Origin of the sequence: Paeniglutamicibacter psychrophenolicus, assembly GCF_030812255.1 — a bacterium.
GTDB classification, from domain to species: domain Bacteria; phylum Actinomycetota; class Actinomycetes; order Actinomycetales; family Micrococcaceae; genus Paeniglutamicibacter; species Paeniglutamicibacter psychrophenolicus_A.
The window spans coordinates 20,636-46,655 of record NZ_JAUSSH010000004.1 but is presented as its reverse complement, the minus strand read 5'-3'; the positions used below and the strand labels follow the sequence as shown (position 1 = coordinate 46,655).

Genomic DNA, 26,020 nt, shown 5'->3' with positions numbered 1-26,020 from the left:
GGGGTCTCGTGACCAACTCAGATATCCGCAATCGTGCACAGCGGCATCTCTACCCGCACTTCACCACCGGCCAGGTGTGGAACGACCCGAACCTGCCGATCATCACCCGGGGCGAGGGAAGCTACCTCTTCGACGAAGACGGCAACAAGTTCCTGGACGGATTGGCCGGACTCTTCTGCGCCAACATCGGCCACGGACGCCAGGACATCCCGAAGGCCGCGTACGAGCAGATGTCCAAGCTGGCCTACTGGACCAACTGGGGCTCGGCGCACCCGGCCGCCGTCGATGCCGCCACCGCCATCGCCGAGTTGGCCCCGGGCGACCTGGACGTCGTGTTCTTCGTGAACTCCGGCTCCGAGGCCGTCGAATCGGCCATCAAGTTCGCCCGCCAGTACCACCGCAGCCAGGGGCAGCCCGAGCGCACCAAGATCATCGCCCGCGACATGGCCTACCACGGCACCACCCTCGGCGCCCTGGCCGTCACCGGCATCCCGGCCTACAAGGAAGCCTTCGGCACGCTGATGCCCGGGGTCTTCCACGTCCCGAACACCCTGGGCGAGGTCGTCCCGGAAGGCGGCTCCGCCGCTGACCTGCCCTCCGTGCAGGCCATCCGCGAGGTCATTGCCCGCGAAGGCGCCCACACCATCGCCGCGCTCTTCGCCGAGCCGGTGCAGAACTCCCGCGGCGCCCTGGTCCCGCCGGCGGGCTACTGGCAGGAACTGCGTTCCATCTGCGACGAGCACGGCATCCTGCTGGTTGCCGACGAGGTCATCACCGGCTTCGGCCGCCTCGGCGAGTGGTTCGGCAGCATCAAGTACGGTGTGGTCCCGGACATGATCACCTTCGCCAAGGGCTCGACCTCCGGCTATGCACCGCTGGGCGGGGTCATCATCCGCAAGCCGCTGGCCGATTCCATGCTCGCCTCGCCGCTGGCCGGGGTCTTCACCCACGGGGCCACCTGGGGCGGGCACCCGGTGGCCACGGCCACCGCCGTCGCCAACCTGACCGCGCTGAAGGAAGAAAACGTCGTGGGCAACGTGCGCAGCCTCGAGCCCTACTTCCAGAACGGGCTGGACGCGATCCTCTCGGCGCACGACGGCATCAAGGAATACCGCGGCACCGGATTCTTCTACTCCATCGAGCTCATGGGCAGCCGCAGCGAGGGCCGCGAGCTGACCGCGGAGCATTCCAAGGCGCTGCTGACCCGCATCATGCCGCAGGCCATGCGCGAGGTCAACCTCATCACCCGCCCGGACAACCGCGGCGCGACGATGCTGGTGCTCTCCCCGCCGCTGGTCGCCGACCAGGACGTGCTCGACGACCTGCTGAACAAGGTCGACCACGTCATGGGCGCGGTGGACAGCTACCTCAAGGCCCCCGCCGCCCTGGCCTCGGTCTAGGAACCAGGGAAGCACAGCAGATGACCATCGCACCGGTGCGGCCCCAGGGGGTCGACGAAAACATGCTGGCCCGCTTCACCGCGGGCCACTGGGCCGGCACCTCGGGCCGCATCATCCTGGCCGACGGGCACGACGCGCGGGCCATCACCGCCGCCGGCGTGCTCAACGAGATCGGCCTGGAGGTCATCCTGGTCGGCGGGCGCGAGGGCATCAACGCCCTCGCGCTCACCGAGGGCGTCACGCTCACGGACGCCACCACCGTCATGGACACCGCCGAGCTGAGGGACAGCGCCGCCGGGGCCCACCTCGCCGAGGTTGTCGCCGGGCTCGGGCCGGGGAAGACCGCCGGGTGGATGGATGACCCGCTGTTCCTGGCCGTCGCCGCGGTCCCGGCGGGTCTGGCGGCGGCAGCCGTCGCCGGGGCCACCCGGCCCACCTCCGAGGTCTTGCGTGCGGCCCTTCGGGTCGTGGGAACCCGCGAGGCGGGCGGCACCATCTCCTCCTCGTTCCTGATGCGGCTGAACGACGGACGCTACGTGGGCTACGGCGACTGCGCGGTGATCCCCACCCCCGATTCCACCCAATTGGCGCACATCGCCACCGCCACCGCGCGCACCTTCGCCACGCTCACCGGGCAGGAGCCGGCGGTCGCGATGCTCTCCTTCTCCACCGCCGGTTCCGCCGAGCACGAAAGCATCTCGATGGTCCGCACGGCCACGGCGCTGGCGCGGGCGGCCGAGCCGGCGCTGCAGATCGACGGGGAACTGCAATTCGATGCGGCGCTGCTTGAATCGGTGGCCGTTTCCAAGGCGCCGGGTTCCGCGGTGGCCGGGCACGCCAACGTCTTCATCTTCCCCAACCTGGCCGCCGGAAACATCGGGTACAAGATCACCCAACGCCTCGCCGGCGCCCAGGCCTATGGGCCGATCCTGCAGGGCTTGGCCGCACCGATCAACGATCTCTCCCGCGGCGCAACCGTGGCGGACATCGTGAACGTTTCACTGATCAGCATGATGCAATCCCAGAAATCTTGACCCCGACAGGTCCGCCCGCCAGGGCGAACCGACAAACCCCCATCCATGGTGACGCAGGCGTCGCCGTGCAAGAACGAGGTTCAAATGAAAGCCACAACAGACAAGACGGTGACTAGTCCCATGGCATCGGCTTCGCCAGGTTTCGACGGCGGCCAGCCCGAGCGCATGGAAAAGACGCTCAAGGCCCACTGGGTCTGGGCCATCGCCCTGGGCTCCGCGGTGGGGTGGGGAGCCTTCATCCTGCCCACCGATTGGCTGGCCATGGGTGGACCGCTCGGGGCGGTCTCCGGCTTCCTGATCGGCGGCGCATTGATGGTGCTCATCGCCGTCAGCTACGGGTTCCTGATCAAGTCGTTCCCGGTCTCCGGCGGCGAACTGGCCTTCGCGCTGGTCGGCTTCGGCCGGACCCACGCCTTCTTCTGCGGCTGGTTCCTGACCCTGGGGTACACCTGCATCGTGGCGCTGAATGCCTCGGCGCTGGCGCTGCTCTTCCGCAAGCTCATGCCCGACGTGGTGCAGCAGGGCTACCTCTACACCGTGGCCGGCTGGGACGTCTACCTGGTGGAAGTCATCATCTCGATGGTGGCCCTGGCGGTCTTCGCCTACCTGAACATCCGCGGCACCGCACTGTCGGGCCGCATCCAGTTCATTGCCTGCGTGATCATGCTCGTCGCGGTCGCCTGCATCCTGGTGGCCGTCATCGCCAGCCCGCAGGTCGTCTTTTCCAACGCGCTTCCGGCATTCCCGGAGAATGTCAATCCCATCGCCGCGATAGCTGCGATCGTCGCGATTGCGCCCTGGGCCTTCATCGGATTCGACAACGTCCCGCAGGCCGCGGAGGAGTTCGACTTCCCTCCGGCCAAGGCCATGAAGTTGATTGTGCTGGCCCTGCTGGCAGCTGCCTTGCTCTACGCGGCCATGATTGCCGCGGTGGCGATGGCCGCACCCTGGGAGGCCCTGGTTGCCGGGGACTCCGCGTGGGGCACCGCGGATGCGTTGACCGGGGTGCTGGGCGGCTCGGGCCTGCTGCTGCTGACCATCGGAATCACCATGGGCGTGAGCACCGGACTGAACGGCTTCTACGTCTCGGCCAGCCGCATCCTGCTGGGCATGGGCCGGGCCCAGATGGTCCCGAAGGTGTTCGCCCGGCTGCACCCCAAGTACAAGACCCCGTATGTCGGAGTCATCTTTGTTGGCGCCGTATGCCTGGTCAGCCCGTGGTTCGGTCGTGCCGCACTGACCTGGGTGGTGGACATGTCCGCGGTCGGAGTGACCGTCGCCTACCTCTACACCTGCCTGTGCGCGTTCAAGATCTTCCGCCCGACCAACTCCGTTGAGCGGGCGGGCGACCTGGAAGGCACCCGCTCGACCTCCAAGAAGGTGCTCAGCGCGCTGGGCGCGGTCACGGCGCTGGTGTTCATGGCCCTGCTGCTGGTCCCGGGCTCGCCGGGCGTGCTGGGCGTCGAATCCATGTCCGCACTGGCCGTCTGGACCGTGCTGGGCGTGGTGTTCTTCATGATGCGCCGCAAGCACAACAAGACCCTGTCCGACGAACAGGTCGACATCCTGGTGCTCGGTGCCCCGAGGCCGGAGGGCACCAAACTCAAGGCCCCGTCCGCCAGCGGTGCCTCGGCGGCAAACTGACGCCCGGAGCAAGACGCGGCACAATAGTAAACATATCCAGCGCGTGGTTCGTGGTGCGGCCGCAGGCCGCACCACGAACGCGACTCTTTTCCAAGGAGCTTCCCCCTCATGGCCAACCAAACACACGAACCGGTGGTGCAGTCCAAGGGGCCGGGTACCTCGGTCACGGGCAAGGCCCGCTCCTGGGTCGTGGCGCACTGGGCCGGACTGGCCGCCTGTGCCGTGGCCGTCCCGCTGTCCTTCGCGGTGCACCTGCTGTTCCCTTCCGTCCCCGTGATGACCACCGCGGTGGTGCTCGGCGTGCTGTCGGCCAACATCCCGGGCCTGTCCTCCCTGGTGGCCGGCCCCCTGCAGAAGGGCCTGGGATTCGCCGGGAAGAAGCTCATGCGCGTCGGCATCGTGCTGCTGGGCCTGAAGCTGAGCATCGTCGATGTCCTGGACCTGGGCTGGTTGACCTTCGTGGTGGTCGTGGCCATCGTGCTGCTGGCCTTCGGCGGAACCTACCTGCTGGGCAAGGCGTTCAAGCTGCCCGGGGACCAGCCGTTGCTGGTTGCCACGGGCTTTTCCATCTGCGGTGCCTCGGCCATCGGCGCGATGAGCGCGGTGCGCCGCTCCAAGGACGAGGACACCGTGATCCCGGTGGCGCTGGTGACCCTGTGCGGCACCCTGGCCATTGCCGTGCTGCCGCTGCTGATGGTTCCGCTGGGGCTGGGCCCGGAGGCCTTCGGGCAGTGGGTCGGCGCCTCGGTGCATGACGTGGGGCAGGTCGTGGCCACCGCGCAGACCGCCGGCGCCTCCGCGCTGGCCATCGCCATCGTCATCAAGCTCACCCGCGTGCTGACCCTGGCCCCGATGGTTGCCGCCGCGGGCATCATCAGCCGCCGCACGCAGGGGACCGGCTCCACGCACGAGGGGCTGAAGCTGCCCCCGATCATTCCCGGGTTCATCATCGGGTTTGTGGCCCTGGTGGCCGTGCGCTCGATCTTCGAGGTTCCGGCCGAGCTGCTGGACGCCGCCACGATCGTGCAGGACATCGTGCTGGCCGCGGCGCTCTTCGGCCTGGGTTCCGCGGTGCGGGTCCGCCAGCTCTTCGCCTCCAAGGGCGCCTCGATCCTCATGGCGCTGTGCGCCTGGGCGCTGATCGCCGGCCTGGGCTACGCGGGAGTCCTGCTGCTGCAGCTGTAGGGCAGGGGCCGCAAGAACCGAGCCGAAGGGCTCGTCTGCCGGAACGGTTTCCGGCGGACGGGCCCTTCCCTGTTATCCGGTGTGGTGATTCGCCGGAGGCCAAGGGGGCGTCTTCGGCGCCGTGGCAGTTGCCTGCTTCCGTCATTCCCCGCGGACCGCACCATATCGAAGGTACGCTTGAAAGATGAGTGTCGATGCACAATCCACCGTCTTCCTGGACGGCCAATTTGCCCGTGAGCTTCCCGAGCTGGCCGTTCCCTGGCAGGCGGAACAGGCTCCGGATCCGAGACTGGTCGTGCTCAACGAGCCGCTGGCAGAGGAGCTGGGCCTCGACCCCGAGTCCCTGGGCAATGCCGAGGGACTGAGGCTGCTGATCGGCACCGGGCTGCCCCATGGCGCCACCCCGGTGGCGCAGGGCTACGCAGGCCACCAGTTCGGCTCCTACTCGCCGCGCCTGGGAGATGGCCGGGCGCTGCTGCTCGGCGAGATTGTCGATGCCGGGGGCCGCCTGTGGGACCTCCACCTCAAGGGTTCCGGACGCACGCCGTTTGCCCGCCGTGGTGACGGCCTTGCCACCCTCGGCCCGATGCTCCGTGAGTACGTGATCAGCGAGGCGATGCACGCCCTGGGCATTCCCACCACGCGCTCCCTGGCCGTGGTGGCGACGGGACGGTCGGTGAGCCGCGAGACCAAGCTGCCCGGGGCGGTGCTGAGCCGGGTGGCAAGCAGCCACTTGAGGGTGGGAAGCTTCCAATATGCCCGGGCCATGGACGACGCGGACCTGCTGCGCCGCCTGGCCGACCATGCGATGACACGCCACCATCCCGGGGCGGCCGAGGGCCAGAACCCCTATCTCGCCCTGTTCGAAGCGGTGGTCGCGGCCCAAGCATCGCTGGTGGCCCAATGGATGCTGGTGGGTTTCATCCACGGCGTCATGAACACGGACAACATGACCATCTCGGGGGAGGGCATCGACTACGGCCCGTGCGCCTTCATGGACGTTTTCGATCCTGCCACGGTCTACAGTTCGATCGACGAAGCCGGGCGCTATGCCTACGGCAACCAGCCCCACGTGGCCCAGTGGAACCTCGCCCGGCTCGCGGAGGCACTCCTGCCACTCTTCCACGAGGACCAGGACCAGGCTGTTGCCTTGGCACAGGAATCCCTGGGCGCCTTCCACACCCGGTACAGCGCCGCGTGGCTGGCCGGAATGAAAGCCAAGCTCGGCCTGGCCGAGGGCCTGGACGATGACTCGGCCACGTCACTGACCGGGGAATTGTTCACCCTCCTGCAGGAGGCCCGCGTGGACTACACGTCCTTCTTCCGAAATCTGGGCACGGCCGCGCGCGGTGACGCCGAGTCCGCGTGCTCCATGTTCCCTGGCCCGGCCGCGTTCGAGGCCTGGGCTCAGCGCTGGCGGGCGCTGGAACCGGACGCTGGCCTGATGGACCGGACGAACCCCGTCTACATCCCGCGGAACCACCTCGTCGAGGAGGCGCTCGCCGCCGCCGTCGACGGCGACCAGGAGCCGCTCTCGCAGCTTTTGGCTGCGCTGAGCACACCTTTCCAGGAGCGCCCCGGCCTCGAGCGGTTCGCCGCCGCGGCCCCGGAAGGCTTCGCCCCCTACCGGACGTTCTGCGGAACCTGAGCCTGGGTGCGGGCCATGCCGGTCCTGCCCGCAGGCTTTGGCCGGCCAGTGGAGAAGAAATCCTGGTGCCAACCGGCCACGTGGTTCGGGTTGTCGAGTTCAGCGTGGACAACCGCGCCTGCATGGGCGGCGGATTGGGCCTTGCACCGGTTCCCACACGGCCAGAACCCGGCGCGGCCGGGGATCATTGTTCCGGAGCATATCCACCAGCGCAGCCTGACGGATCATGGCCGGGTCCCCGGGTCGCAGGCCTTCGCCGGCACGGGTGGCGTGCGGCCGGTAATTCGAGCGGTTATGTTGCGCACCGGGCAGGTGGACCTGCGCTCCCAGCGCCTCCAGCGCGGCGGCGTGGAGGCGACGCAGGGCCGGCTCCGGTTCCACCAGCGAGACCGGCACGGACGCGTCGTGGCCGAACTGCGCGTCCGCGCCTACGCGCACGCCAAAGCCCAATCGCACCGGCAGCACACCGTCGAGCCGGGCGCTTGCGAACTTGGCGGTCTCCCGGGTGTCGAAGCGGTCCAAGGCAATGTTCAGCGGCCAGCCGGACCGGGGCGGGCCAAACCGGCCTGGACAGGAACAACAAGGTCAACGAGGACGTATGCACCCATGGTTGAGGACAGGCCCACCCTCAAGGCAGGACCACGCTCATGGCAGGACCACGCACCGGCTGCCCGGGAGCAGTTCCGGTACCGAACGAGGCGGTAAACCTGGCGTTCACCTTTACGACGTCCGTATGTCGCGGGCCAAGCTGCCGTCCCCGTGCTATATCGATCGAGCCACCACCGCGGCCGTTCGAGAACGGTGCGGTGTTCAGCGCCCCGGCGACATCGTCTCCGCGAGCGAATGCTCCAGCAACTGGCGCAGCGCGCCGCGGTCCACCCCGGTCAACCGGGTGAGGTACAGGCAGGCCTTGGAAGCGCGGTGCGGCCCGAGCCGGTCCAGCAGCTCCGGCCAGCGTTGGGAGAAGTCGTTGACAAGGTAGATCGTGTGCTTCGTCGGTCCCGGAGCGAAGGCGAGGACGGGGGCACGGCCCGAGTGCCCGCTCTCGTAGCGGTACTCGTACTCGCCGAACCCGATGATGCGCCCGGCCCACACGACCGGGGTCTCGCCGCTGAGCTCTCCGAACAGTGCGAGCAATTCGTCGGCCTCGGCGCGCCGCGGCCCCGTGGCCCGGTCCAGGACCTGGGCAACCGGCAGGTCCGACGGTGACATGGCGGGCGGTTTCTTTCCCATGGGTCTCCTCGCGATGGTGCTGGATGGCCCAGCGTACCTCCCCGGTCCGGTGAAGCTCCGCGGGGTGTCGCGGGCTCAGCGCCCGGGGCGCAGCGAGCGCTGAAGCAGGTCCAGCAGGTCGCGCACGGATTCGGAGCCGCCGAGCCGCCCGGCATCCAGGATGGTGCTGCGGCGGAAATACCCGCTCATGTCCAGGCCCAACCCCAGGCCCAGGATGGTGGAGCCCGCGGCCTCGGCCCCGCGCAGCACCGCGGCCAAATCATGCTGCAGGTAGTTTTCGTCGTTGGCGTTGGCCGTGGCGCCGTCCGACGGGCTGCCATCGGTGACCACCACCAGGATCCTGCGGTCCTCGCCCCGTGCCCCGAGCCGGGACAGCGCCCAGCGCACGGCTTCCCCGTCGACGCCCTCGCGGTACAGCGTGGACTTGAGCATCGCCGCAAGCCCGGGGCGCCCGGTGCGCCACGAGGTCGCGGCGTCCTTGAAGACCAGGTGGCACAGCTCGTTGAGCCTCCCGGGATTCGGCGGGGCGCCGGCGCGGCGCCAATCCTTCAGCGCGCGCCCGCCGTTCCACGCCCCGGTGGTATAGCCCAGGACCTCGCAGGGCACCTCGATGCGTTCCAGCGCCCGCACCAGCACATCCAGGAATGCCGCGAGCCCCTCGGCGTGCTGCTTCATCGACCCGGAGCAGTCGACCAGGAACGTGACGGCCGCGGCGGCCACCGGCTCGAAGCGTTCGGTCTTGAACAGCCTGGACTCGGTGGGGGAGGCAATCAGCTGGCCCAGCCGGGAACCATCGAGCAGGCCTTCCTCCGCGCCGGAATCGTGCCCGGAGCGCTCCGGGACGCAGAGCAGCCCCTGGAGCCTTTTGGCCAGCAGCGCCGTGTTCACCGCCTCGGTGTGCACCCGGGCGGCAATGCGTTCGCGGTAGCCGCGCAACAGGTCCTCCCGGACCAGGTCCCGGGCCGCCGATTCCTTGTCATAGGCACGAGTGAAGACCGTGTAGCCGCCGGCCGCGTCCGCCAGCGTGCCGCTGGCTCCCGTGCAGGTTCTCCCGATCAGCGCGGCCTCCCGCTCGACGTCCACAAGCAGCGAGAACTCCGCCGCCTTGGACTCCTTCGCCTTCGGCGCATTGCGGGCAGGTGCCCGGGATTCCAGGGCATGGACGGCGTCGGCGACAAGACGTGCGATCTCCAACGCCGGCGAGGCGAAATTGGACTGGCTGAGCTTGTTCCGGCGCAGGGCGGGAAGAAGCGGGCCCAGCACCGGGGACAGGTTCGCGCGGGTCGCCTCGATCATGTCCTCGGATTCGGCGACCACCGGTTCGGCGGTGATCCGCGAACGGGTGACCTGCAGGATCGTGTACAGCAGCATGCCCAGCGAGGTTTCGGCCAGGCCCGAGGCCAGGTATTCCTTGGACCATGCCTCGTGCCGGGCCCGCAGGTTGGAAAGGACCCCCGGCAGGGTGGCCAGGGATTCGCAACGGAATTGCTCGAGCACCTCGAAGACCAGTCGGGCGCTGGGATTCTCGGGGAGCAGGGCCAGGTGGGCGGCGGTGTCCGAATGCAGGGTGCGCAACGCCATCCCGTCGCTGGCGCCGCGGAAGGACTCGAACGCCGCGCCGGGGGAGGGCGGGTAGAGGTGCGGCGCGTTGAACGGCAGCACCGTGGTGCCCCGGTATGGCCGGGAGCCGAGCAGCTCCAGGCGCGGGTCGGCGCCGAGCGCGCGCAGGGAGGCTGCGCACAGCTGGCGGATTTCCTGGGCGCGGCGCTCGGTGATTCCCGTGGTGTCCATGGCGTTCCGGACGGTGTCCGCTAGGCCCCGGCCGGAACGAGCGCGTAGGACTCCTCGAGCTCGCATGCCATGACGCGCTGGTAGTACTCGGAGATGATGAAGCGCTCGGCCTCGTCGCACTTGTTGATGAAGGAGAGCCGGAAAGCCAGCGCGGGATCGCGGAAGATGGAGATGTTCTCCGCCCAGGTGATCACGGTGCGCGGGGACATCAGGGTGGAGATGTCCCCGGCGGCAAAGCCGTCCCGGGTGAGGTTGGCAACCTGCACCATGGAGCGGATCAGTTCCATTCCGGAGGGCTTCTGTGCCAGGTCCGGGACGCGGGCGGCCACGATGCCGACCTCGTCGGCCACGGGCAGGTAGTCCAGTGCCGCGACGATGTTCCAGCGGTCCAGCTGGGCGTGGTTCAGCCGCTGCACCCCGTGGTAGAGCCCATTGAGGTTGCCCAGCCCGACGGTGTTGGCGGTGGCGAAGAGCCGGAAGTGCGGGTGCGGGCGGATGACCCGGTTCTGGTCCGGCAGCGTGAAGCCGCCGTCGCGCTCCAGCAGCCGCTGGATGACGAACATGACATCGGGGCGGCCGGCATCGTATTCGTCGAAGACCAGCGCCATCGGCTGGATCATCGCCCAGGGCACCACTCCCTCCTGGAACTGGGTGGCAGGTGCACCGTCCTGGATCACGACGGTGTCCTTGCCGACCAAATCCAGGCGGCTGATGTGGCCATCCAGGTTCACCCGCATCAGCGGCCAGTTCAGCCGGGCGGCGACCTGCTCGATGTGGGTGGACTTCCCGGTGCCGTGCAGCCCCTGGACCATCACCCGGCTGTTGTGGGTGAACCCTGCCAGGATCGCCAGGGTGACATCGGGGTTGAAGCGGTAGGCCGGGTCGATGGCCGGGACATGCTCGGTGGCCTCGAGGAACCGCGGCGCGCGCGCCTCGCTGTCAATGCCGAATATCTCGCGGACCGAAACCAGCTCCTGGGCCGCGAGCCCGGGTGTTTGGTGGCTCATCCGGTTCACCACCCTGCCGCGATCGGCTCGGACTCCGGAGAGCCCAGATCCGCGTGGTCCTCGAGACGCGAGATGCTCTCGGCGGCCCGGCGCAGGGCCGGCAGCAAGGTGAGCAGGTCCGCCGAGCTCTTGCGCATCATCGGGGCCTGCACCGCGACGCAAAGGTTGGAACGGCCTGCCGGGTTCGGGACCAGCACAGCCAGGCAGACCAGCCCGTCCAGGTATTCCTGGCGGTCCTCGGCGTAGCCGTTGCGCCGGATCTGGGTCAGCTCGGCCTCGATTTCCGTCTTGTCGGTGAGCGTGTGCGCGGTGAAGCGCTGCAGCGGTCCGCTGGTCAGCACGCGTTCGCGCTGGGTGGGGCCGAATTGGGCGAGGATCAACTTGCCACTGGCCGAGCAATGCACCGGCACCCGGGAACCGGGGCCCAGGTACACGCGCAGCGGCTCGTTGGTTTCCACGCGGTCCAGGTAGATGACCTCGTTGCCGGACAGGGCCGTGATGTTGCAGCTTTCGCCGATTTCATCGACCAGTCCGCGCAGTATGGCGTGCCGGGTGCCGTGCCGGGTGTCGTTGAGCAGCACGTCCTCGGCCATGCGGCGCATGCGCGAACCGGTGCCGTAGTGCCGGCCGTCGGACTGGCGGGTCAGCAGGTTGGCGCCCTCGAGTTGTTGCAGCATGCGGTGCAGGGTCGGCTTGGGAAGCCCCGTCTGGTCCACCAGGGATTGCAGGGTGAAGAGCTGGTCGCGGGTGGTGATCAGCTCCAGCAGTGCGAAGAGGCGCAGGGCCGGTGTTTCGCCCTGGACGGCACCCGCGGGCCCGAGATCCGGTTCCGTGAGATTTTCCATGATCGATCCAATCATCCGTTGTGCGAAGTTTCATTAAATCGTATCAGCACGAAGAATAAATGAAATAGGGGCTTGACGGATGTGAGTTGGGTCGCATAGCTTTGTCATCAATCCCGTTTATGGGAGCAGTTCGAATCATTTTTTGAGACTTTGCGTGATTGCGACGTCTTGATCCACGAAGGAGACTTGTAATGACTGAAAAGGCCACATCCCGCGAGGTCGTCAAGGGCGCGCAGAAGATGACGTCGTCGGAAGCCTTCGTTGAGACGCTGGTGTCCAACGACGTCACCGATATCTTCGGCATCATGGGCTCTGCCTTCATGGACGCCATGGATATCTTCGCCCCGGCCGGCATCCGCCTGGTTCCGGTCGTCCACGAACAGGGCGCCGCCCACATGGCCGACGGCTATGCACGTGCCTCCGGCCGCCACGGCGTGGTCATCGGCCAGAACGGCCCCGGTATCTCCAACTGCGTCACCGGCATCGCCGCCGCCTACTGGGCCCACAGCCCGGTTGTGATCATCACCCCGGAAGCCGGAACCAACACCATCGGCCTGGGCGGCTTCCAGGAAGCCAACCAGCTGCCGATGTTCCAGGAATTCACCAAGTACCAGGGCCATGTCACCCACCCGAACCGCATGGCCGAATTCACCGCCCGCTGCTTCGACCGCGCCATGAGCGAAAACGGCCCGACCCAGCTGAACATCCCGCGCGACTACTTCTACGGCGAATCCATCACCGAGATCCCGGCCCCCCGCCGCGTGGACCGCGGTGCCGGCGGCACCAAGTCCCTCGACGAGGCCATCGAGCTGCTCAAGACCGCCAAGAACCCGGTTATCGTCTCCGGCGGCGGCGTGGTCATGGCCGACGGCGTGGAGGAAGCCAAGGCCCTGGCCGAGCGCCTGGGCGCACCGGTGGTCAACAGCTACCAGCACAACGACTCCTTCCCCGCCAGCCACCCGCTCTGGGCCGGTCCGCTGGGCTACCAGGGATCCAAGGCCGGCATGAAGCTGATCTCCGAGGCGGACGTCGTCATCGCCCTGGGCACCCGGCTTGGCCCGTTTGGCACCCTGCCGCAGTACGGCCAGGCCTACTGGCCCACCGAGGCCAAGATCATCCAGATCGACGCGGACCACACCAAGCTCGGACTGGTCAAGAAGATCTCCGTGGGCATCACCGGCGACGCCAAGGCCGTGGCCATCGAACTGGTCAAGCGCCTCGAGGGCACCGAGCTCGCCTCGGACGCCACCAAGGCCGAGCGCGCCGCGAACATCAAGGCCGAAAAGGACGCCTGGGAGCAGGAGCTTTCCGCCTGGACCCACGAGAAGGACGAGTACTCCCTCGATGTCATCGAGGAGGCCAAGGGCGAGGAAGGCAACTGGCTGCACCCGCGCCAGGTGCTGCGCGAACTGGAAAACGCCATGCCGGAAGACGTGATGATCTCCACCGACATCGGCAACATCAACTCCGTGGCCCACAGCTACCTGCGCTTCGAAAAGCCGCGCAGCTTCTTCGCCCCGATGTCCTTCGGCAACTGCGGCTACGCGCTGCCGACCATCATCGGCGCCAAGGCCGCGGCCCCGCACCGCCCGGCCATCGCCTACGCAGGCGACGGCGCCTGGGCCATGAGCATGGGCGAGGTCCTCACCGCGGTCCGCCACGACCTGCCGGTCACCGCGGTCGTCTTCCGCAACCGCCAGTGGGGCGCCGAGAAGAAGAACCAGGTCGAGTTCTACAACCGCCGCTTCATCGCCGGGGAGCTGGACAACGGCGAGTCTTTCGCCGAGATGGCCCGTTCCATGGGTGCCGAGGGCATCGTGGTGGACAAGCTGGAGAACGTCGGTGCCGCGCTCAAGGAAGCCCTGAACGCCCAGATGGTCGACGGCAAGACCACCGTCATCGAGGTCATGTGCACCCGCGAGCTGGGCGACCCGTTCCGCCGCGACGCGCTGTCCACCCCGGTCCGCCATCTGGAGAAGTACAAGGACTACGTCTAAACCCGGAAGGCAACCCCGGGCAGCAATGATGCGGGGGAGGGCAAGGCAGGGGGCACCGCGGTGCCCGCTTGCCTCGCCTTCCCCCGCTTGCATCCCCCAGAGATTCACTTCCGCCGCCGCACAACGAGGTGCACCGCGGGAGACAGCACAAGGATTGGAGCGAACAATGAGCAATACGCAGACGCCGGAAAACGTGGTCGTCATCGGTGCGGGCATGGTGGGGCTCGCCACCGCCTGGTACCTCCAGGAACGCGGTGTCAACGTCACCGTGGTGGACCGCGACGGCGTCGCCGCCGGGTCATCGTGGGGCAACGCCGGCTGGCTGACCCCCGCCCTCACGCTGCCGCTGAGCGAACCCTCGGTGCTCACCTATGGGCTGAAGACCATGTTCGATCCGGCCTCCCCGCTGTACATCCCGCTCTCGGCCAAGCCCTCGCTGATCCGCTTCCTGCTCGGCTTCGCCCGGCACTGCACCCCGGGCAAGTGGCGCGAGGCCATGGCCGTGTTCAGCGAGATCGGTGCCACCGGGCTGGACGCCTTCGACGAGATCTCCGAGGCCAACGCCGTCACCAGGATCGGCCGGGACCACGCCGCCGTCGGCGGGGGCACCCCCGGCAACGGCGGCGGCACCACGACCCTGGGCACCGGCGTTTCCGAACCGACCAAGCCCGCCGAACCGTTCCTGACCGGCTTCAAGAACCTCAAGGACCGCGACGGGCTGCTGCACGAGCTCGAGGGCATCCGCGCCTCCGGCGGCCAGGTCGAATTCGACCTGCTGGACGCCGCGGACATCCGTGCCATGGAACCCACCCTCGGCGACGGCGTCAAGGCCGGTGTCGCGATCCACCACCAGCGTTTCATCAACCCGCCCAAGTTCATGGACTCCCTGGCCGACTCGGTCATCGCCCGCGGCGGGCAGATCACCACCGACTTCGAGGTCGCCGACATCCGCGAACACGCCCACGGGGTCGAGGTCGTCGACGTCCACGGACGCACCCAGGGCGCCGACGCGGTGGTCATCGCCACCGGCGCCTGGCTGGGCAGGCTCGCGAGGAAGTTCGGCGTCAAGCGCGTGGTCCAGGCCGGCCGCGGCTACTCCTTCACCGTGGTTCCCGAGGTCATGCCGACCCACCCGATCTACTTCCCCGCCCAGCGCGTGGCCTGCACCCCGCTGGGCGACAGGTTCCGGGTGGCCGGCACGATGGAGTTCCGCGATGCCGACCACCCGTTGGAGCCCAAGCGCATCGAGGCCATCGTCGCCGCGGCCTCCCCGCTGTTCACCGGCATCAACTGGGAGGACCGGCAGGAGGAATGGGTCGGTTCCCGGCCTTGCACCACCGACGGGCTGCCGCTGATCGGGGCCACCCGCTCGAACCGCGTGCACGTGGCCGGCGGCCACGGCATGTGGGGCGTGGCGCTGGGCCCGCTGACCGGCAAGATGCTGGCCGCCTCGATCACCGGGGAATCGACCCCGGCGGTGATGCAGCACTTCAATCCGCTGCGCTGACCCGCGCCCCGGCGCAACGACACCGGGGGGCGTGGTGCGGAACCCGTCAGGGTCCGCACCACACCCCCGGCGCATTTTCCGCCCCGTAACGCACCATGCGCCGACTTGGTTCGGACGGCGGGACAGCGGTAGAGATGGAGGATGACCCATGACGTTTCCCCGTTCTCCCACCAGGTCCTGGCCGCCCGGGGCGCCGGCGGCCACCGCCAATACCGGATCCCCGCGCTGGCGGTGTCCACGCGCGGAACGGTCCTGGCCGCCTACGACGGGCGCCCCAACCTCGATGACCTGCCCAACACCATCGACCTGCTGCTGCGCCGCAGCTTCGACAACGGGGCGAGCTGGGAGGCCCAGCAGGAAATCCGCACCGGCAGCGGGCTGCAGGGCTTCGGGGACCCCAGCCTGCTGGTGGACAAGATCACCGGGCGCATCTTCTGCTTCCACGCCGCCGGCACCCATGCCGGGTTCTTCGAGGCCGTCGAGGGCCTGGAACCCGACGACGCGGTGCAGCACGTGGATGTGTCCTTCTCGGATGACGACGGGGAATCCTGGAGCCACCGGCGGCTGACCGGGGCGCTCAAGCGCGAGGGCATCACCGGGATCTTCGCCGCGGCCGGGGCAGGCATCCAGCTGCAAGACGGGCCGTGGGCCGGGCGCTTGGTCCAGCAAATGGTCATCCTGCTGCACGGGAACATCCGCGCCGCCTCCGCCTACTCGGACGACCACGGCCAGAGCTGGACGCTCGGCCAGGCCACCGCCACCGAGGCCAATGAGAACAAGGTTGTCGAGCTGCCCGGCGGGCGGGTGCTGCTGAATTCCCGGGCCCGCGGCGCCCGGCTGCAGGCCATCTCCACCGACGGCGGGCACAGCTACGGGCCGCTGGAAGAAGTGCCAAGCCTGCCCGATCCCAGCGACAACGGCAGCATCCTGCGGCTCCCGGCACCGGGAGCGGGCCCGGGACTGCTGCTGGCCACCAACAACCGGGATACCGACCTGCGCCGCAACACCGTGCTGAGCATGTCCCGGGACGAGGGCGCCGGCTGGCGCCCGGTCGCCGCGATCCGCCGCGGATCCAGCGCGTACTCCACAGCGGCGCTGCTGCCCGACGGTTCCCTCGGGGTGCTCTACGAGGACAACGGCTACAGCGAGATCGTCTTCGCCCGGCTGGCCGCGGAGCACCTGGCCCCCGCCGCACTGGAAGCGGCCGCCGCGGCGTACCTCGATGACGACGGCGGGGACTTCTGCCTGGTGCTGCGCTCGATCACCCCGGGACGCCCCGCAGCCTGGCGCAGCGTCGGGGAATCCCACACCATCTCCGCGGCGCCCGCGCAGTGGGGCGTTCACACCTGGAAGGAAATCGGGCAGGGCTACGGGGACGGGGACCAGGTCCTGGGCACCCGCGAGGCCCAGGACGTGAACTACGGGCCCGCCGCACCGGGGTTGCGGGCCGGGGACATCCTGGCCTTCACCGGGCGCTTCCGGAACCCATCCGGCCACACCGTCGAGGCGGTCCTGGACGGAAACTTCGACGGGGACGTGGCTGCGTCCTTCCCGGCCGCGGCGGTGACGCCCGGGGAAGCAGCCCTGTATTTCACCCCCAAATACACCGTCACCGAGGCCGACGTGGCCCGCGGGCACTCAATGGTGCACTGCGCCCTGCATGCCGGCGGGAAAACCTGGGAGCGCAGCTTCCGGGCGGACACCGCCACCGGCGCCGTCACGGAGCTCCATTCCGGGTAGCCACGCGCCGGTGTCCCCGGCACCCGCGCGCGGCGAAGGGGTCGAAAACGCCCTGCCAACGCCTATATTGGCTTCATGGCGCCAACACGCCGTGGTGGGGCCGGCCCGGCGGGCCGGGGAAACGAGGGGGCGGCATGGAGCAGCACACGATCAGGGCCGGTTTCATCGATGACCACGACCTGATGCGGGAGGGGTTCGCGTACCGCGTCCAGGCCGATGCGCGGGTCAATTCCCCGCCCATCACGGTGACCCGGCTCGCGGCCACCGTGGATGAATTCCTGGCCTTGGACGCCGAGGACTGCGACGTGGTGGCCCTGGACTTGTCGTTGGAGGACGGTTCGCGTCCCGGGGACAACGTCGCCCGGCTGGTCGCGGCCGGCTACCCGGTGCTGATCTACTCGGCGGTGGCCGAGGTCGCCCGGGTCCAGGACGCGCTGGCCAACGGGGCGCTGGGGTTCTCCCGGAAATCGGACGCCCCGGAGCGGACCTTCGCCAAGCTGCGCCTGGTCGCCGCCGGGGAAACCATCGACGACCAGGAACTGGCCCGGATGATTGAGATGGACCAGGACTTCGTGCGGGTGATCCTCGGCGAACGGGAACAGGAATGCCTGGGCCTCTACGCCGACGGGCTGGCGAAGTTCTCCGTGGCCCGGCGCATGGGCGTCTCCGAGCAGACCGTCAAGAAGACCATCGAGCGGATCCGGCAGAAGTACGCGCAGGCCGGGCGCCCCGCCGGGGACAAGGTCGATTTGTTCCGCCGAGCCGTCGAGGACGGGATCCTGCCGCCGGTGCTGCCCCTGTCGCGGCGGGACCGCCGGTGAGCCCACGGCCGGCAGGGATCTCCGCGGCGGCCACGCACCGGTTGATGGCCCGCGGCATCGCCGCCTTCGCGCTGCTGCTGCTCATCCAGGCCTCCGGCTCGCTGCTGGCGCAAACGCCGTTCATGGCCTGGTGGTGGAATGCGGTGTTCCTCTTCGGCTTCCTGGCCGTGTTCGCGCTGGCCTTCATCCTGGCCATGTGCGGCAGGGAAACCACGGCGCTGGTGGCAACGGCCGCGGCACTGGTGCTGCTGGGATACGCCACCTGGCCGCTGGCCGCCCCGGCGCCGCTGCCCGAAGGTTCCGGGCCGCCCTGGTCCTGGGCCATGATCAATGTGGGTGCCGCCTGGTGCGCCTACGCCGCCGGCACCCGGATCGCCGGCGCCTACACGGTTCTCCTGGGCGTGCTCTTCGCCCTGGTGCGGGCCTCGCCGACCGGTGGAGGCGCGGATTTTTCCACGGCACTGCAGGACGCGCTGCTGGCCACCGTGATGGGCCTGGTGATCGTGATGGCCATCGGCATCCTGCGCCAGGCCGCGGCGCGCTCCGATGCCGCGGCGCAGCACGCCGTGGACGAATACCGCGCGGCCGCGCACCAGGGAGCGCTGCGCAGCGAACGGGCGCGCTTCGACGCGCTGCTGCACGACAGCGTGATGACGGTGCTGCTGGCCGCCTCCGGGCTCCAGGCCCCCGGCTCCCGGGCGCGGAACGCCAAGCTGGCACGCAGCGCCATCGAACGGCTTGAGGACGGCGGGCGCACGGCCCCCGGTTCACGTGCCGTGGCCCCCGCCGAGCTGGAGGCGCGGATCCGCTTCGCCAACGACACCGGGCACGGCACGATGGCCCTGGATGTCGCCCCCGCGGCCGGGGACGGCACCGGGATCCCCGCCGAGGTGGCCCGGGCGCTGTTCGAGGCCTGCACCGAGGCCGTCACCAACGCCCGGAGACACGCCGCGGCCGCACGCTGCCAGGTGTCCCTCGAATGCCGGGGGCATGGGGAGCGGGCCCGGGTGCGCCTGCTGGTCATCGACGACGGGAAGGGGTTCGATCCGGACGCCGTCCCGGCCCGTCGACTGGGCATCAAGGTGTCCATCACGGGGCGCATGGATTCGGTCGGAGGGCACGGGCGCATCGAGTCGCGCCCCGGCCGCGGCACCGCCGTCCAGCTGCTCTGGGAAGCGTCGTCGGGGGAGGGGGAGCGGGCATGATCCGGCTGATCTCGGCGAAGACCATGGTCCTGCTGTGCCTGGCGCTGGTGGCGGTCCAGTTGCTGCTGGCGGTCCTGGCCCTGTGGCAGGTGCAGGAGAAGGCCGCGTACCTGGTGCTGCTGGCCCTGTACCCGGCGGCGATCGCCCTGGCGCTGCGCCCGGCCGGACGGTGCCTGCCCGCCTGGCGCACCATCGCCGTGCTGCTGTACGTCGCGGCCATCAACGCGGTGGTCCCGTGGACCCTGCAAGCCGGCGCCTGGGACGGCTACGCGCTGTGGAACCTGTCCTCCAGCTACACGCTGCTGGTGATCCTGGTGCTGCGCCAGCGGGCCGCTGCGGCCTGGACCGGGGTGCTCATCCAGATGCTGGCGATGATCTGGTGGGCGGCCCCCGGCCCGCCCGGGGTGCTCGGCGGGCTGCTGTTCACCACCGCCACCCTCGGCTGGACGGCGGTGGCCGGCGGCATCGCGCACCTGTTGGACAGCAGCGACGCGAAGATCGCCCAGTACACCGCCGACGCGGCGGCGGCCGCCCTGCGGCAGGACACCGAGACGGCACTGGATGCCTCGCGCGCGCAGTGGATCCGGCACGTGCGCCGGCTCGCAGGGGGAATCCTGTCCCTCATCGCCGACGAATCCCATGTCCTGGCCGAGGATGAGAAGCGGGAGATGCCGATGCTCGAGGCGCGGCTGCGCGACGAGATCCGCGGCAGGGCGCTGGCCACCGGCCCGCTGCTGGCCGCGGCGCAGCAGGCGCGCGAGCGCGGCGTGGAGGTCCAGCTGCTCGATGACCGCAACGAGGAGCTCGATACGGGGTTCCTGGAGCGGGTGGGTCAGGCCGTGCTCGAGGTGCTGGCCGCGGCGCGGGCCGGGGAGGTCACCGTCCGGGTGCGGCCCGGCGGCCCGCGCGCCACGGTGGGCATCCTGGTGCGGCCTCCGGGGCCCGGAGCCGAACCGGTGCTGCGCATGCTCAGCGACGGCGAAGACGTAACAAGGGCTCAATAAAGGCCCGCGGCTGTATGCACTTTGGCCTACAACGGGCCGGTTCGGCGGCTGCGGCCTTGGCGAAGCCGACGGGCCATGCTTAGGTGGGTGTACCGGTACGCGGTGGACTCCACCGCCTGGCCGGTGGTAGCCGTTTCCCGCCGTGCCACCGGCATGCGGGGCCCCTTGGGCCCCCGCCGGAGGGTGCGTCTCGATGCCTGGTCGGTGCGCTGCACCGGTCCTTGGGGGAGTTATCGGGCAGCGACCACCGCCACGGCGTCGCGGCGGGAAACGGCAGCCCTTCCTGCGCCCGCCGCCGGAGGGGAAGCTCAGCGCGGGGCCGGCACGGGGTCGAACCCCAGCTCCCGGTACCCGGCCGAACGCTTGTCGTAGGCCCTGGCGATCACCGGGGTCAGGACGTCGACATAGTCGTGCACCACGGCATTGGCCTTGCCCGGGTACGGGCGGGTGACACGTCCGGCGTACTGCACCAACCGGCCCTTGAAGGAAACCGGTGCGGCAAGAAAGAGCGTGTCCAGGCGCGGGCAGTCGAAGCCCTCACCGATCAGCGACCCGGTGCCCAGCACCAGCAGCGGCTCGTTCGCCGGGGCGGTGTTGATCCGCGACATGGCCTCTCGGCGTGCCGCGGCCTTCAGCGACCCGGTGAGTTCGATTGGGTCCAGCCCCGCGGCGCGCAACGCCTCGGAAATCAGCTGCAGGTGCCGTTTCCAGGTCGAAAGCACCAGGACCTGCCTGCCCTGTGCGTGCGCCTCGATGATGTCGCCGGCGACCTGGGCCACGCGGGCGGCGTCCTCGATGAGGATCTTGTAGATCGCCGTGATTCCGCCCGGGGAGCTCGGGTCGATGTCCCCGTCATAGGCGAAGGCGGTTTCGTGGACCTGCAATTGCAGGGTGGGGGCAGGGTGCTCGGCGGGGCCTTGCGGCAGCTCGCCGTGGCGCGGCGCGGTGAATTCGTGGGTGAAGGTGCCCAGCTGGTGGAAGATCAACTCCTCCAGCCCGTCCCGCCGGTACGGGGTGGCGGTGAGCCCCAGCCAGGAGCGGGCCGGGATCTGGTTCATGACCTGGCTGAACGCGGCCGCCGGAATGTGGTGGCACTCGTCGACGACGACGAACCCGTACCCGGCCGCCAGCTCGGCGACGTTCTTGCGCCGCGCCAGCGTGGGCAGCAACGCCACGTCGATCCGCCCGGTGGTCTTGGACTTCCCGCCGCCGATCTGCCCGGATTTCTCGCCCAGGAACCTCAGGATCTCCCCGCGCCACTGGTCCGCCAGCGCCTTGCGGTCCACCAGCACCAGCGTGGAGACGGACTTGGCCGCGATCAGCGCGCAGGCCATGACGGTCTTGCCGCTGCCGGGGGCTGCCACCAGCACGCCGTGGGTGCGGGCCGACAGCGCCTTGAAGGCCCGGGCCTGCTCGGGGTGCAGGGTCGCGGTGAACGCGAAGTCCTGGGGTTGCCCTCCCACGCGCTCGTCGGTGAGCGCCAGGCGGCTGCCGGCGGTTTCCACCAGCTTCTCGAGCATCGGCAGCAGCCCGCGTGGCAGGATGAGGTCGCCCTCGAGGCTCTCGTCGTAGCTGGCCAGGAAGCGCGGGATGCCCCAGGTGGAGCGGCGCTGGCGCTGGCGCTCGTAGAAGTCGGGGTTGGGCAGGGCCGCGGCGTGCTTCAGTGCGGTGACCATGGCCGGGCCCAGGTCGGTGGAGCGCAGGGTGATGCGTGCCCCGATGACCGCTTGGACAACGGGTGCCGGGCGCGGGGAGATCTTGGAGGAGGCCGGGACCTCCAGGCGGGTCTTGCGCCCGGTGGCCGGCGGCGACAGGGAGCGCAGCAGTTTCTTCAGCTCCCCGGGGCTCACCCGGCCCAGCCCCGAGAGGTAGGCCCACTGGTCCCCAAAGGGTTCCAGCGTCGCGGGATCCAGGAAGAGCGTGGTGCCGTGCATCCGGCGCCGCCCGGAAAGCGGGGCGGCGATCAGGTTTCCCATGCCCTTGCCGGTGTGCCGGTCCTGGGAGGGGAACAACCGGTCGTAGCTGCGCAGCGACATCGAGCCGCGGATGCCCATGGCCTCGTGCAGCAGCGACGTGGCCAGGGCCCGGGCCGCCTCGGCCGGGACAAAGTGGGTGAAGAAGATCCACACGTGGGCCCCGCGCCCGGATTGCGAGACTTCCAGTGCGGCGGGGATGCCCCGGAAACGGGCGGCCTTGAGGTAGGCCAAGGCATCGAGCATCGCCGCCGCACCGTCGAAGTCGGCGGCCACGAAGGCGCAGCTGTCGGCCTCGGTGAGCGGGTAGAGCCCGATGTGCTGCCGGCCCCGGAGGTGGGCCTCGACCTCGGCGGGGGTGAGCCGGGTGTAGTTCGTGTTGTCCCGGTCCATCCACTTGCGCCAGCCGCCGGGAACCGCCGGCACCCAGCCGGCTTTTCCGTCCGCGGCATTTTCCCAGCGCAGCGCAAAGACGTCGGTCCGGGTGCGGAACAGGTCCATGTAGAAGGCGATCTTCTCGGCCTCCGGGGAGGCGGCGGTCACCGGGCCGGGCGCCGCCAGCGCAAGCTGCCCCTGGTCCGGGGCGGCGGCCCGGGCCTCGGAGGCGCCCAAGTCAAGCAGCTTGCGCAGCCGTTTGTTGTCGATGCGCAGCGCCTCGAGCTCGCGCTGCACGGCGCTGGCAACCGCCTCGGCGCTGGCCACGTCTTCGACCTCCGGGTGGGCGGGCGCCATCGCGGCGATCGCTTCGTCATCCAGGGGAAGCTGCGTCTGGGCAGGATCGTGGCGTGCGGGACTCACACCACCATTGTGCCCCGAAGCCCCGACAATACGCCGGAATTCGGGGCACGGCGGCCGCCGTCAGGAGGCGTGGTGGGTTTCGGCCAGCGCGTAGACCGGGGTGTCGATGCCCTCGAAGCGGGCCTTGAGCTGCAGCGCCAGGTACTTGGAATAGTGCCGCGACTGGTGCAGGTTCCCGCCGTGGAACCACAGGTTCTCCTGCCGGGTCGGCTTCCACATGTTCCGCAGCTCGCCCTGCCACGGACCGGGGTCCTTGGTGGTGTCAGAGCCCAGGCCCCAGCACTTGCCCACGGCGTCGGCGACGTCCTGGGAGATGAGCTTGGCGGCCCAGCCGTTCATGGACCCGTAGCCGGTCGCGTAGATGACCGCGTCCGCAGGGAGCACCGTGCCGTCGTCGAGCACCACCGAGTCCTCGGTCAGCTGCGCCACGTCGCCGTGTGCCAGGGCGATGGACCCGTCGGCGACCAGCTCCGAGGCGCCGATGTTGATGTAGTAGCCCGAGCCGCGGCGCAGGTATTTGAGGAACAACCCGGAGTCGTCGTCGCCGAAGTCCAGGTCGAACCCGGCGTCGGCGAGCCCCTGGTAGAAGTCCGCGTCGTCGGCGCGGATCTTCTCGAAGGCCGGGCGGTGGAATTCGGGCAGCACCTTGTACGGGATGGAGGCGAAGATCAGGTCCGCGGTCTCGTGGTCGATGCCGTTGGCCAGCGCCTCCTCCGAGTACAGCGGGCCGAGCACGGTGTTCATCAGGGACTCGGAACGCACGATGTGGGTGCTGGAGCGCTGCACCATCACGGGCCTGGCACCGTTCTGCACCAGGTCCGCACAGATGTCGTGGGCGGAGTTGTTGGCGCCGATGACCACCACGTCCTTGCCGCGGTACGCCTCGCCGCCCGGGTGGGTCGAGGAATGATTCTGTTCCCCGGCGAAAACATCCCGGCCCTCGAAGGAGGGGATGTTGGGGATCCCGGACATGCCGGTGGCGATGACCACGTGCGCGGGGTGGAGCGTGTGCGCCTTCCCCTCGCGGATCAGCTGCACCGTCCAGCTGCCGGTGTCCGGGTCGTGGGTGGCGGAGGTGGCCTCTGTGTTGGACCAGTAGTCCAGCTCCATCAGCAGGGTGTAGCTTTCGAGCCAGTCGCCCATCTTGTCCTTGGGGGTGAACACCGGCCAGTGGTCGGGGAACGGGATATAGGGCATGTGGTCATACCAGACGGGGTCGTGCAGGCACAGCGAGTGGTAGCGCGAGCGCCACTGGTCGCCCGGGCGCGGGTGCTTGTCGATGACCAGCGCCGGGACGCCCAGGCGCTTGAGGCGCGCCGCCAGCCCGATGCCGCCCTGCCCGCCGCCGATGACCAGCACGTAGGGCTGTTCGGTGATGCCGAATTCGGCCTCGCGGCGGGTGCGCTTGTCCAGCCAGTTCTCCGAGGACATTTCGCTGCCGTGCTCGGCCCCGCGTTCGCGCAGCGCCCCCGCGGGTTCCGGGAAGTCGCGCAGTCCCTGGGCGGTGGAGAGCAGCGTCCAGCATTGTCCCTCGCGCAGCCGCAACAGCCCCTTGCCGTCGATGGACTTGTTGGTGAAGGTGTACCAGGCCTCGACCACGCCGTCGCCCTCGGTGGCGGAGGCCAGGGCGAGGTTCCGCGGCCAGGCGTCGGGCCCGACCCCGTCCAGCATGTCCTTGATTTCCCCGCGGCCCTCGGAGGTGTGCAGGTTCCAGGTCAGCGCGGACAGGTCCCGCCAGTAGGATTCCTCGCCGAAGAGGGCCGCGGCCGCTTCGGTGTTGCCCGCTCCCAGGGCGCGTTCCAGTTCCCCGAGCCATTGTTCCGCCGCGGCGCCGGCGTTCACTTCAGTCATGTCCGTCTCCTTCGAAAGCGTGTTGCGATGGAGACGATGCTATGAGCTGGGTCACAGTGCCGCGAGGGTTGCAGAAGGTTGCAATGCCCGCCGCGGTTCAGGGGCGGAAGTCCGCCGGCAGGCCCAGGCGGTAGGGCCGGGACTCGACCAGCCCGCCGAGCCGGGCGCGCAGCCTCGACAGCTCGGCGCGCACCGTGACGGTGGTGGTGGTCCCGGGCAGCCGTTCCATGAGTGCGTGGGCGTCAAGTCCCTCGGGGTTGGCCACCAGCAGCGCCAGGATCTGCCCGTGCCGCTCGCTGAGCCGGATATCGGTCCGCTGCCCGTCCTGGATAATGGTGGCCACCGGCACGGGGGCCGGGGAGAATTCCAGCCGGGCGTCGGACGCACGGTCGCCACCGTGCAGCAGCCAGCCCCCGGGGACCTCTTCGGCCACCACCGCACCGAGCTCGGGCACCCACGCCCCGCCGGCGCACAGGCCGCCCGGAAGCCGCAGGCGGTTCCCCACCCCGAAGCCCGCCGCATGCGCCACCCAGCCCTGCGCATCGACCAGCACGTGCCGGCCGGAAGGGACGGGAACCGAGCCGGCCAGCAGGTGCAGCGCGCCCTCGTGCCGCGCCGCCAGCAGGCCGGTGGCCTCCCGCGCCGTCGCGCTGACCAGCGCCAGGGTGTGCGGGTGGGCGGTGCGGTAGGAGCCGGAGAGCGTGATGGCGCCAAGCACCTGGCCGGTGCGTTCCTCGATGATCGGGGCGCTGGTGCACACCCAGGTGTGCTGTTCCTCGCGGGCGTGCTCCGGGCCAAAGATCTGCACCGGGGTGCGTTCGGCCATGGCGGCGCCCAGCCCGTTGGTGCCGACATCGGTTTCCCGCCAGCGCGCGCCGGCGACGAATCCGATGTCCTCGCTGCGCCGGCGGATGGGGGAGGGCCCGGCAACCCACAGGACGTAGCCCTCGTCGTCGCTGATGACCAGCTCGTTGCCGGCATCCGCCGCCAGGGGCAGCAGGCGGTCCTCGAGCATCGGCACCAGGCCGGAAAGCACCGCCGCGCGTTCCCTGCGGTCCCCGATCCCCGCCGAACCCAGCGGCCGGACGGCAGGGTTCTTCAGCGACTGCCGCTGCCAGGACCTGGCCACCACGGGGCGCACCGGTGCGGGGATGGCCTCGGTGCTGGCCCACGCCCGGTACAGGGGCACCAGCGAGCGTGCCTTGGCCGCCGGATCCTCGAATGCGGCCAGTGCGGCTTCCAGCCGTTGCACCTTCATGTCTCCCGCCTCTCGCCCATTAGAGGATCGCACGGAAGCTCAATCCGCGGAAGGGGCGGGTGCATGCCCCTGCCCTCCG

19 protein-coding genes are annotated in these 26,020 nt (G+C 69.6%); 11 read left to right on the top strand and 8 right to left on the bottom strand.

Features of this window, described 5'->3' with window-relative positions:
- Positions 1–8 precede the first annotated feature (8 nt).
- From J2T21_RS07650 to J2T21_RS07630, 5 genes are all read left to right on the top strand, one after another.
- Positions 9–1,400, top strand: a complete 1,392-nt coding sequence (locus J2T21_RS07650; protein WP_307580138.1) for an aspartate aminotransferase family protein — start codon at positions 9–11, stop codon at positions 1,398–1,400.
- Positions 1,401–1,420: 20 nt separating this feature from the next.
- Positions 1,421–2,434 (top strand): phosphotransacetylase, encoded by a 1,014-nt coding sequence (locus J2T21_RS07645; protein ID WP_307580137.1) that lies wholly within the window; start codon positions 1,421–1,423, stop codon positions 2,432–2,434.
- An 84-nt stretch (positions 2,435–2,518) separates the two neighbouring features.
- Positions 2,519–4,078, top strand: a complete 1,560-nt coding sequence (locus J2T21_RS07640; RefSeq protein ID WP_307580136.1) for an APC family permease — start codon at positions 2,519–2,521, stop codon at positions 4,076–4,078.
- Positions 4,079–4,186: 108 nt separating this feature from the next.
- Positions 4,187–5,263 carry a YeiH family protein gene (locus J2T21_RS07635; protein ID WP_307580134.1) on the top strand — a complete coding sequence of 359 codons (1,077 nt, stop codon included), beginning with the start codon at positions 4,187–4,189 and terminating at the stop codon, positions 5,261–5,263.
- Between the two features lie 184 nt (positions 5,264–5,447).
- A complete protein-coding gene (locus J2T21_RS07630; protein WP_307580133.1) occupies positions 5,448–6,911 on the top strand; it encodes a protein adenylyltransferase SelO in 1,464 nt (487 codons plus the stop codon).
- 99 nt (positions 6,912–7,010) lie between these two features.
- Here the strand turns inward: J2T21_RS07630 and J2T21_RS07625 are convergent, their stop codons facing one another.
- From J2T21_RS07625 to J2T21_RS07605, 5 genes are all read right to left on the bottom strand, one after another.
- Positions 7,011–7,433: a hypothetical protein gene (locus J2T21_RS07625; protein ID WP_307580131.1), complete on the bottom strand. Its 423-nt coding sequence runs from the start codon at positions 7,431–7,433 to the stop codon at positions 7,011–7,013.
- Between the two features lie 288 nt (positions 7,434–7,721).
- Positions 7,722–8,144 carry a DUF1801 domain-containing protein gene (locus tag J2T21_RS07620; protein ID WP_307580129.1) on the bottom strand — a complete coding sequence of 141 codons (423 nt, stop codon included), beginning with the start codon at positions 8,142–8,144 and terminating at the stop codon, positions 7,722–7,724.
- Between the two features lie 75 nt (positions 8,145–8,219).
- Positions 8,220–9,935, bottom strand: coding sequence for a cobaltochelatase CobT-related protein (locus tag J2T21_RS07615; RefSeq protein ID WP_307580127.1), 1,716 nt, complete (start codon positions 9,933–9,935; stop codon positions 8,220–8,222).
- 20 nt (positions 9,936–9,955) lie between these two features.
- Positions 9,956–10,942 (bottom strand): AAA family ATPase, encoded by a 987-nt coding sequence (locus tag J2T21_RS07610; protein WP_307580125.1) that lies wholly within the window; start codon positions 10,940–10,942, stop codon positions 9,956–9,958.
- Positions 10,943–10,947: 5 nt separating this feature from the next.
- The gene (locus tag J2T21_RS07605; protein WP_209905585.1) at positions 10,948–11,787 is read right to left on the bottom strand and encodes an IclR family transcriptional regulator; all 840 of its coding nucleotides are present in this window, start codon (positions 11,785–11,787) and stop codon (positions 10,948–10,950) included.
- A gap of 191 nt (positions 11,788–11,978) precedes the next feature.
- Between J2T21_RS07605 and xsc the strand changes: the two genes are divergently transcribed.
- From xsc to J2T21_RS07575, 6 genes are all read left to right on the top strand, one after another.
- Positions 11,979–13,784, top strand: coding sequence for a sulfoacetaldehyde acetyltransferase (xsc, locus tag J2T21_RS07600; RefSeq protein ID WP_209905584.1), 1,806 nt, complete (start codon positions 11,979–11,981; stop codon positions 13,782–13,784).
- A 166-nt stretch (positions 13,785–13,950) separates the two neighbouring features.
- The gene (locus tag J2T21_RS07595) at positions 13,951–15,291 is read left to right on the top strand and encodes an NAD(P)/FAD-dependent oxidoreductase (protein ID WP_307580121.1); all 1,341 of its coding nucleotides are present in this window, start codon (positions 13,951–13,953) and stop codon (positions 15,289–15,291) included.
- A gap of 141 nt (positions 15,292–15,432) precedes the next feature.
- Positions 15,433–17,031: a sialidase family protein gene (locus tag J2T21_RS07590; RefSeq protein ID WP_307580119.1), complete on the top strand. Its 1,599-nt coding sequence runs from the start codon at positions 15,433–15,435 to the stop codon at positions 17,029–17,031.
- A 134-nt stretch (positions 17,032–17,165) separates the two neighbouring features.
- Positions 17,166–17,852, top strand: coding sequence for a response regulator transcription factor (locus J2T21_RS07585; RefSeq protein ID WP_307580116.1), 687 nt, complete (start codon positions 17,166–17,168; stop codon positions 17,850–17,852).
- Positions 17,849–19,057: a sensor histidine kinase gene (locus J2T21_RS07580; RefSeq protein WP_307580114.1), complete on the top strand. Its 1,209-nt coding sequence runs from the start codon at positions 17,849–17,851 to the stop codon at positions 19,055–19,057. Before J2T21_RS07585 ends, J2T21_RS07580 begins: the two co-directional genes overlap by 4 nt.
- Positions 19,054–20,061 (top strand): hypothetical protein, encoded by a 1,008-nt coding sequence (locus J2T21_RS07575; protein WP_307580112.1) that lies wholly within the window; start codon positions 19,054–19,056, stop codon positions 20,059–20,061. The genes J2T21_RS07580 and J2T21_RS07575 overlap by 4 nt, the downstream gene beginning before the upstream one ends.
- A gap of 308 nt (positions 20,062–20,369) precedes the next feature.
- Here J2T21_RS07575 and J2T21_RS07570 read toward each other — a convergent pair whose 3' ends face one another.
- The 3 genes from J2T21_RS07570 to J2T21_RS07560 all read right to left on the bottom strand — a co-directional run bounded on the left by J2T21_RS07570 (position 20,370) and on the right by J2T21_RS07560 (position 25,941).
- Entirely contained in the window at positions 20,370–22,832 is a 2,463-nt protein-coding gene (locus tag J2T21_RS07570) for a DEAD/DEAH box helicase (RefSeq protein WP_307580110.1), read from the bottom strand.
- A 60-nt stretch (positions 22,833–22,892) separates the two neighbouring features.
- Positions 22,893–24,683, bottom strand: a complete 1,791-nt coding sequence (locus tag J2T21_RS07565) for a flavin-containing monooxygenase (RefSeq protein WP_307580108.1) — start codon at positions 24,681–24,683, stop codon at positions 22,893–22,895.
- 97 nt (positions 24,684–24,780) lie between these two features.
- Positions 24,781–25,941 carry a helix-turn-helix domain-containing protein gene (locus J2T21_RS07560; RefSeq protein ID WP_307580106.1) on the bottom strand — a complete coding sequence of 387 codons (1,161 nt, stop codon included), beginning with the start codon at positions 25,939–25,941 and terminating at the stop codon, positions 24,781–24,783.
- Positions 25,942–26,020: the final 79 nt, after the last annotated feature.

Bases quoted from the DNA above. Each gene is read 5' to 3' on its own strand.
- J2T21_RS07640 (WP_307580136.1), top strand. From the start codon at position 2,519: ATGAAAGCCACAACAGACAAGACGGTGACTAGTCCCATGGCATCGGCT.
- J2T21_RS07630 (WP_307580133.1), top strand. From the start codon at position 5,448: ATGAGTGTCGATGCACAATCCACCGTCTTCCTGGACGGCCAATTTGCC.
- J2T21_RS07635 (WP_307580134.1), top strand. From the start codon at position 4,187: ATGGCCAACCAAACACACGAACCGGTGGTGCAGTCCAAGGGGCCGGGT.
- J2T21_RS07610 (WP_307580125.1), bottom strand. From the start codon at position 10,942: ATGAGCCACCAAACACCCGGGCTCGCGGCCCAGGAGCTGGTTTCGGTC.
- J2T21_RS07615 (WP_307580127.1), bottom strand. From the start codon at position 9,935: ATGGACACCACGGGAATCACCGAGCGCCGCGCCCAGGAAATCCGCCAG.
- J2T21_RS07645 (WP_307580137.1), top strand. From the start codon at position 1,421: ATGACCATCGCACCGGTGCGGCCCCAGGGGGTCGACGAAAACATGCTG.
- J2T21_RS07595 (WP_307580121.1), top strand. From the start codon at position 13,951: ATGAGCAATACGCAGACGCCGGAAAACGTGGTCGTCATCGGTGCGGGC.
- J2T21_RS07575 (WP_307580112.1), top strand. From the start codon at position 19,054: ATGATCCGGCTGATCTCGGCGAAGACCATGGTCCTGCTGTGCCTGGCG.
- J2T21_RS07565 (WP_307580108.1), bottom strand. From the start codon at position 24,683: ATGACTGAAGTGAACGCCGGCGCCGCGGCGGAACAATGGCTCGGGGAA.
- J2T21_RS07590 (WP_307580119.1), top strand. From the start codon at position 15,433: ATGACCCATGACGTTTCCCCGTTCTCCCACCAGGTCCTGGCCGCCCGG.
- J2T21_RS07620 (WP_307580129.1), bottom strand. From the start codon at position 8,144: ATGGGAAAGAAACCGCCCGCCATGTCACCGTCGGACCTGCCGGTTGCC.
- J2T21_RS07560 (WP_307580106.1), bottom strand. From the start codon at position 25,941: ATGAAGGTGCAACGGCTGGAAGCCGCACTGGCCGCATTCGAGGATCCG.
- J2T21_RS07585 (WP_307580116.1), top strand. From the start codon at position 17,166: ATGGAGCAGCACACGATCAGGGCCGGTTTCATCGATGACCACGACCTG.
- xsc (WP_209905584.1), top strand. From the start codon at position 11,979: ATGACTGAAAAGGCCACATCCCGCGAGGTCGTCAAGGGCGCGCAGAAG.
- J2T21_RS07605 (WP_209905585.1), bottom strand. From the start codon at position 11,787: ATGGAAAATCTCACGGAACCGGATCTCGGGCCCGCGGGTGCCGTCCAG.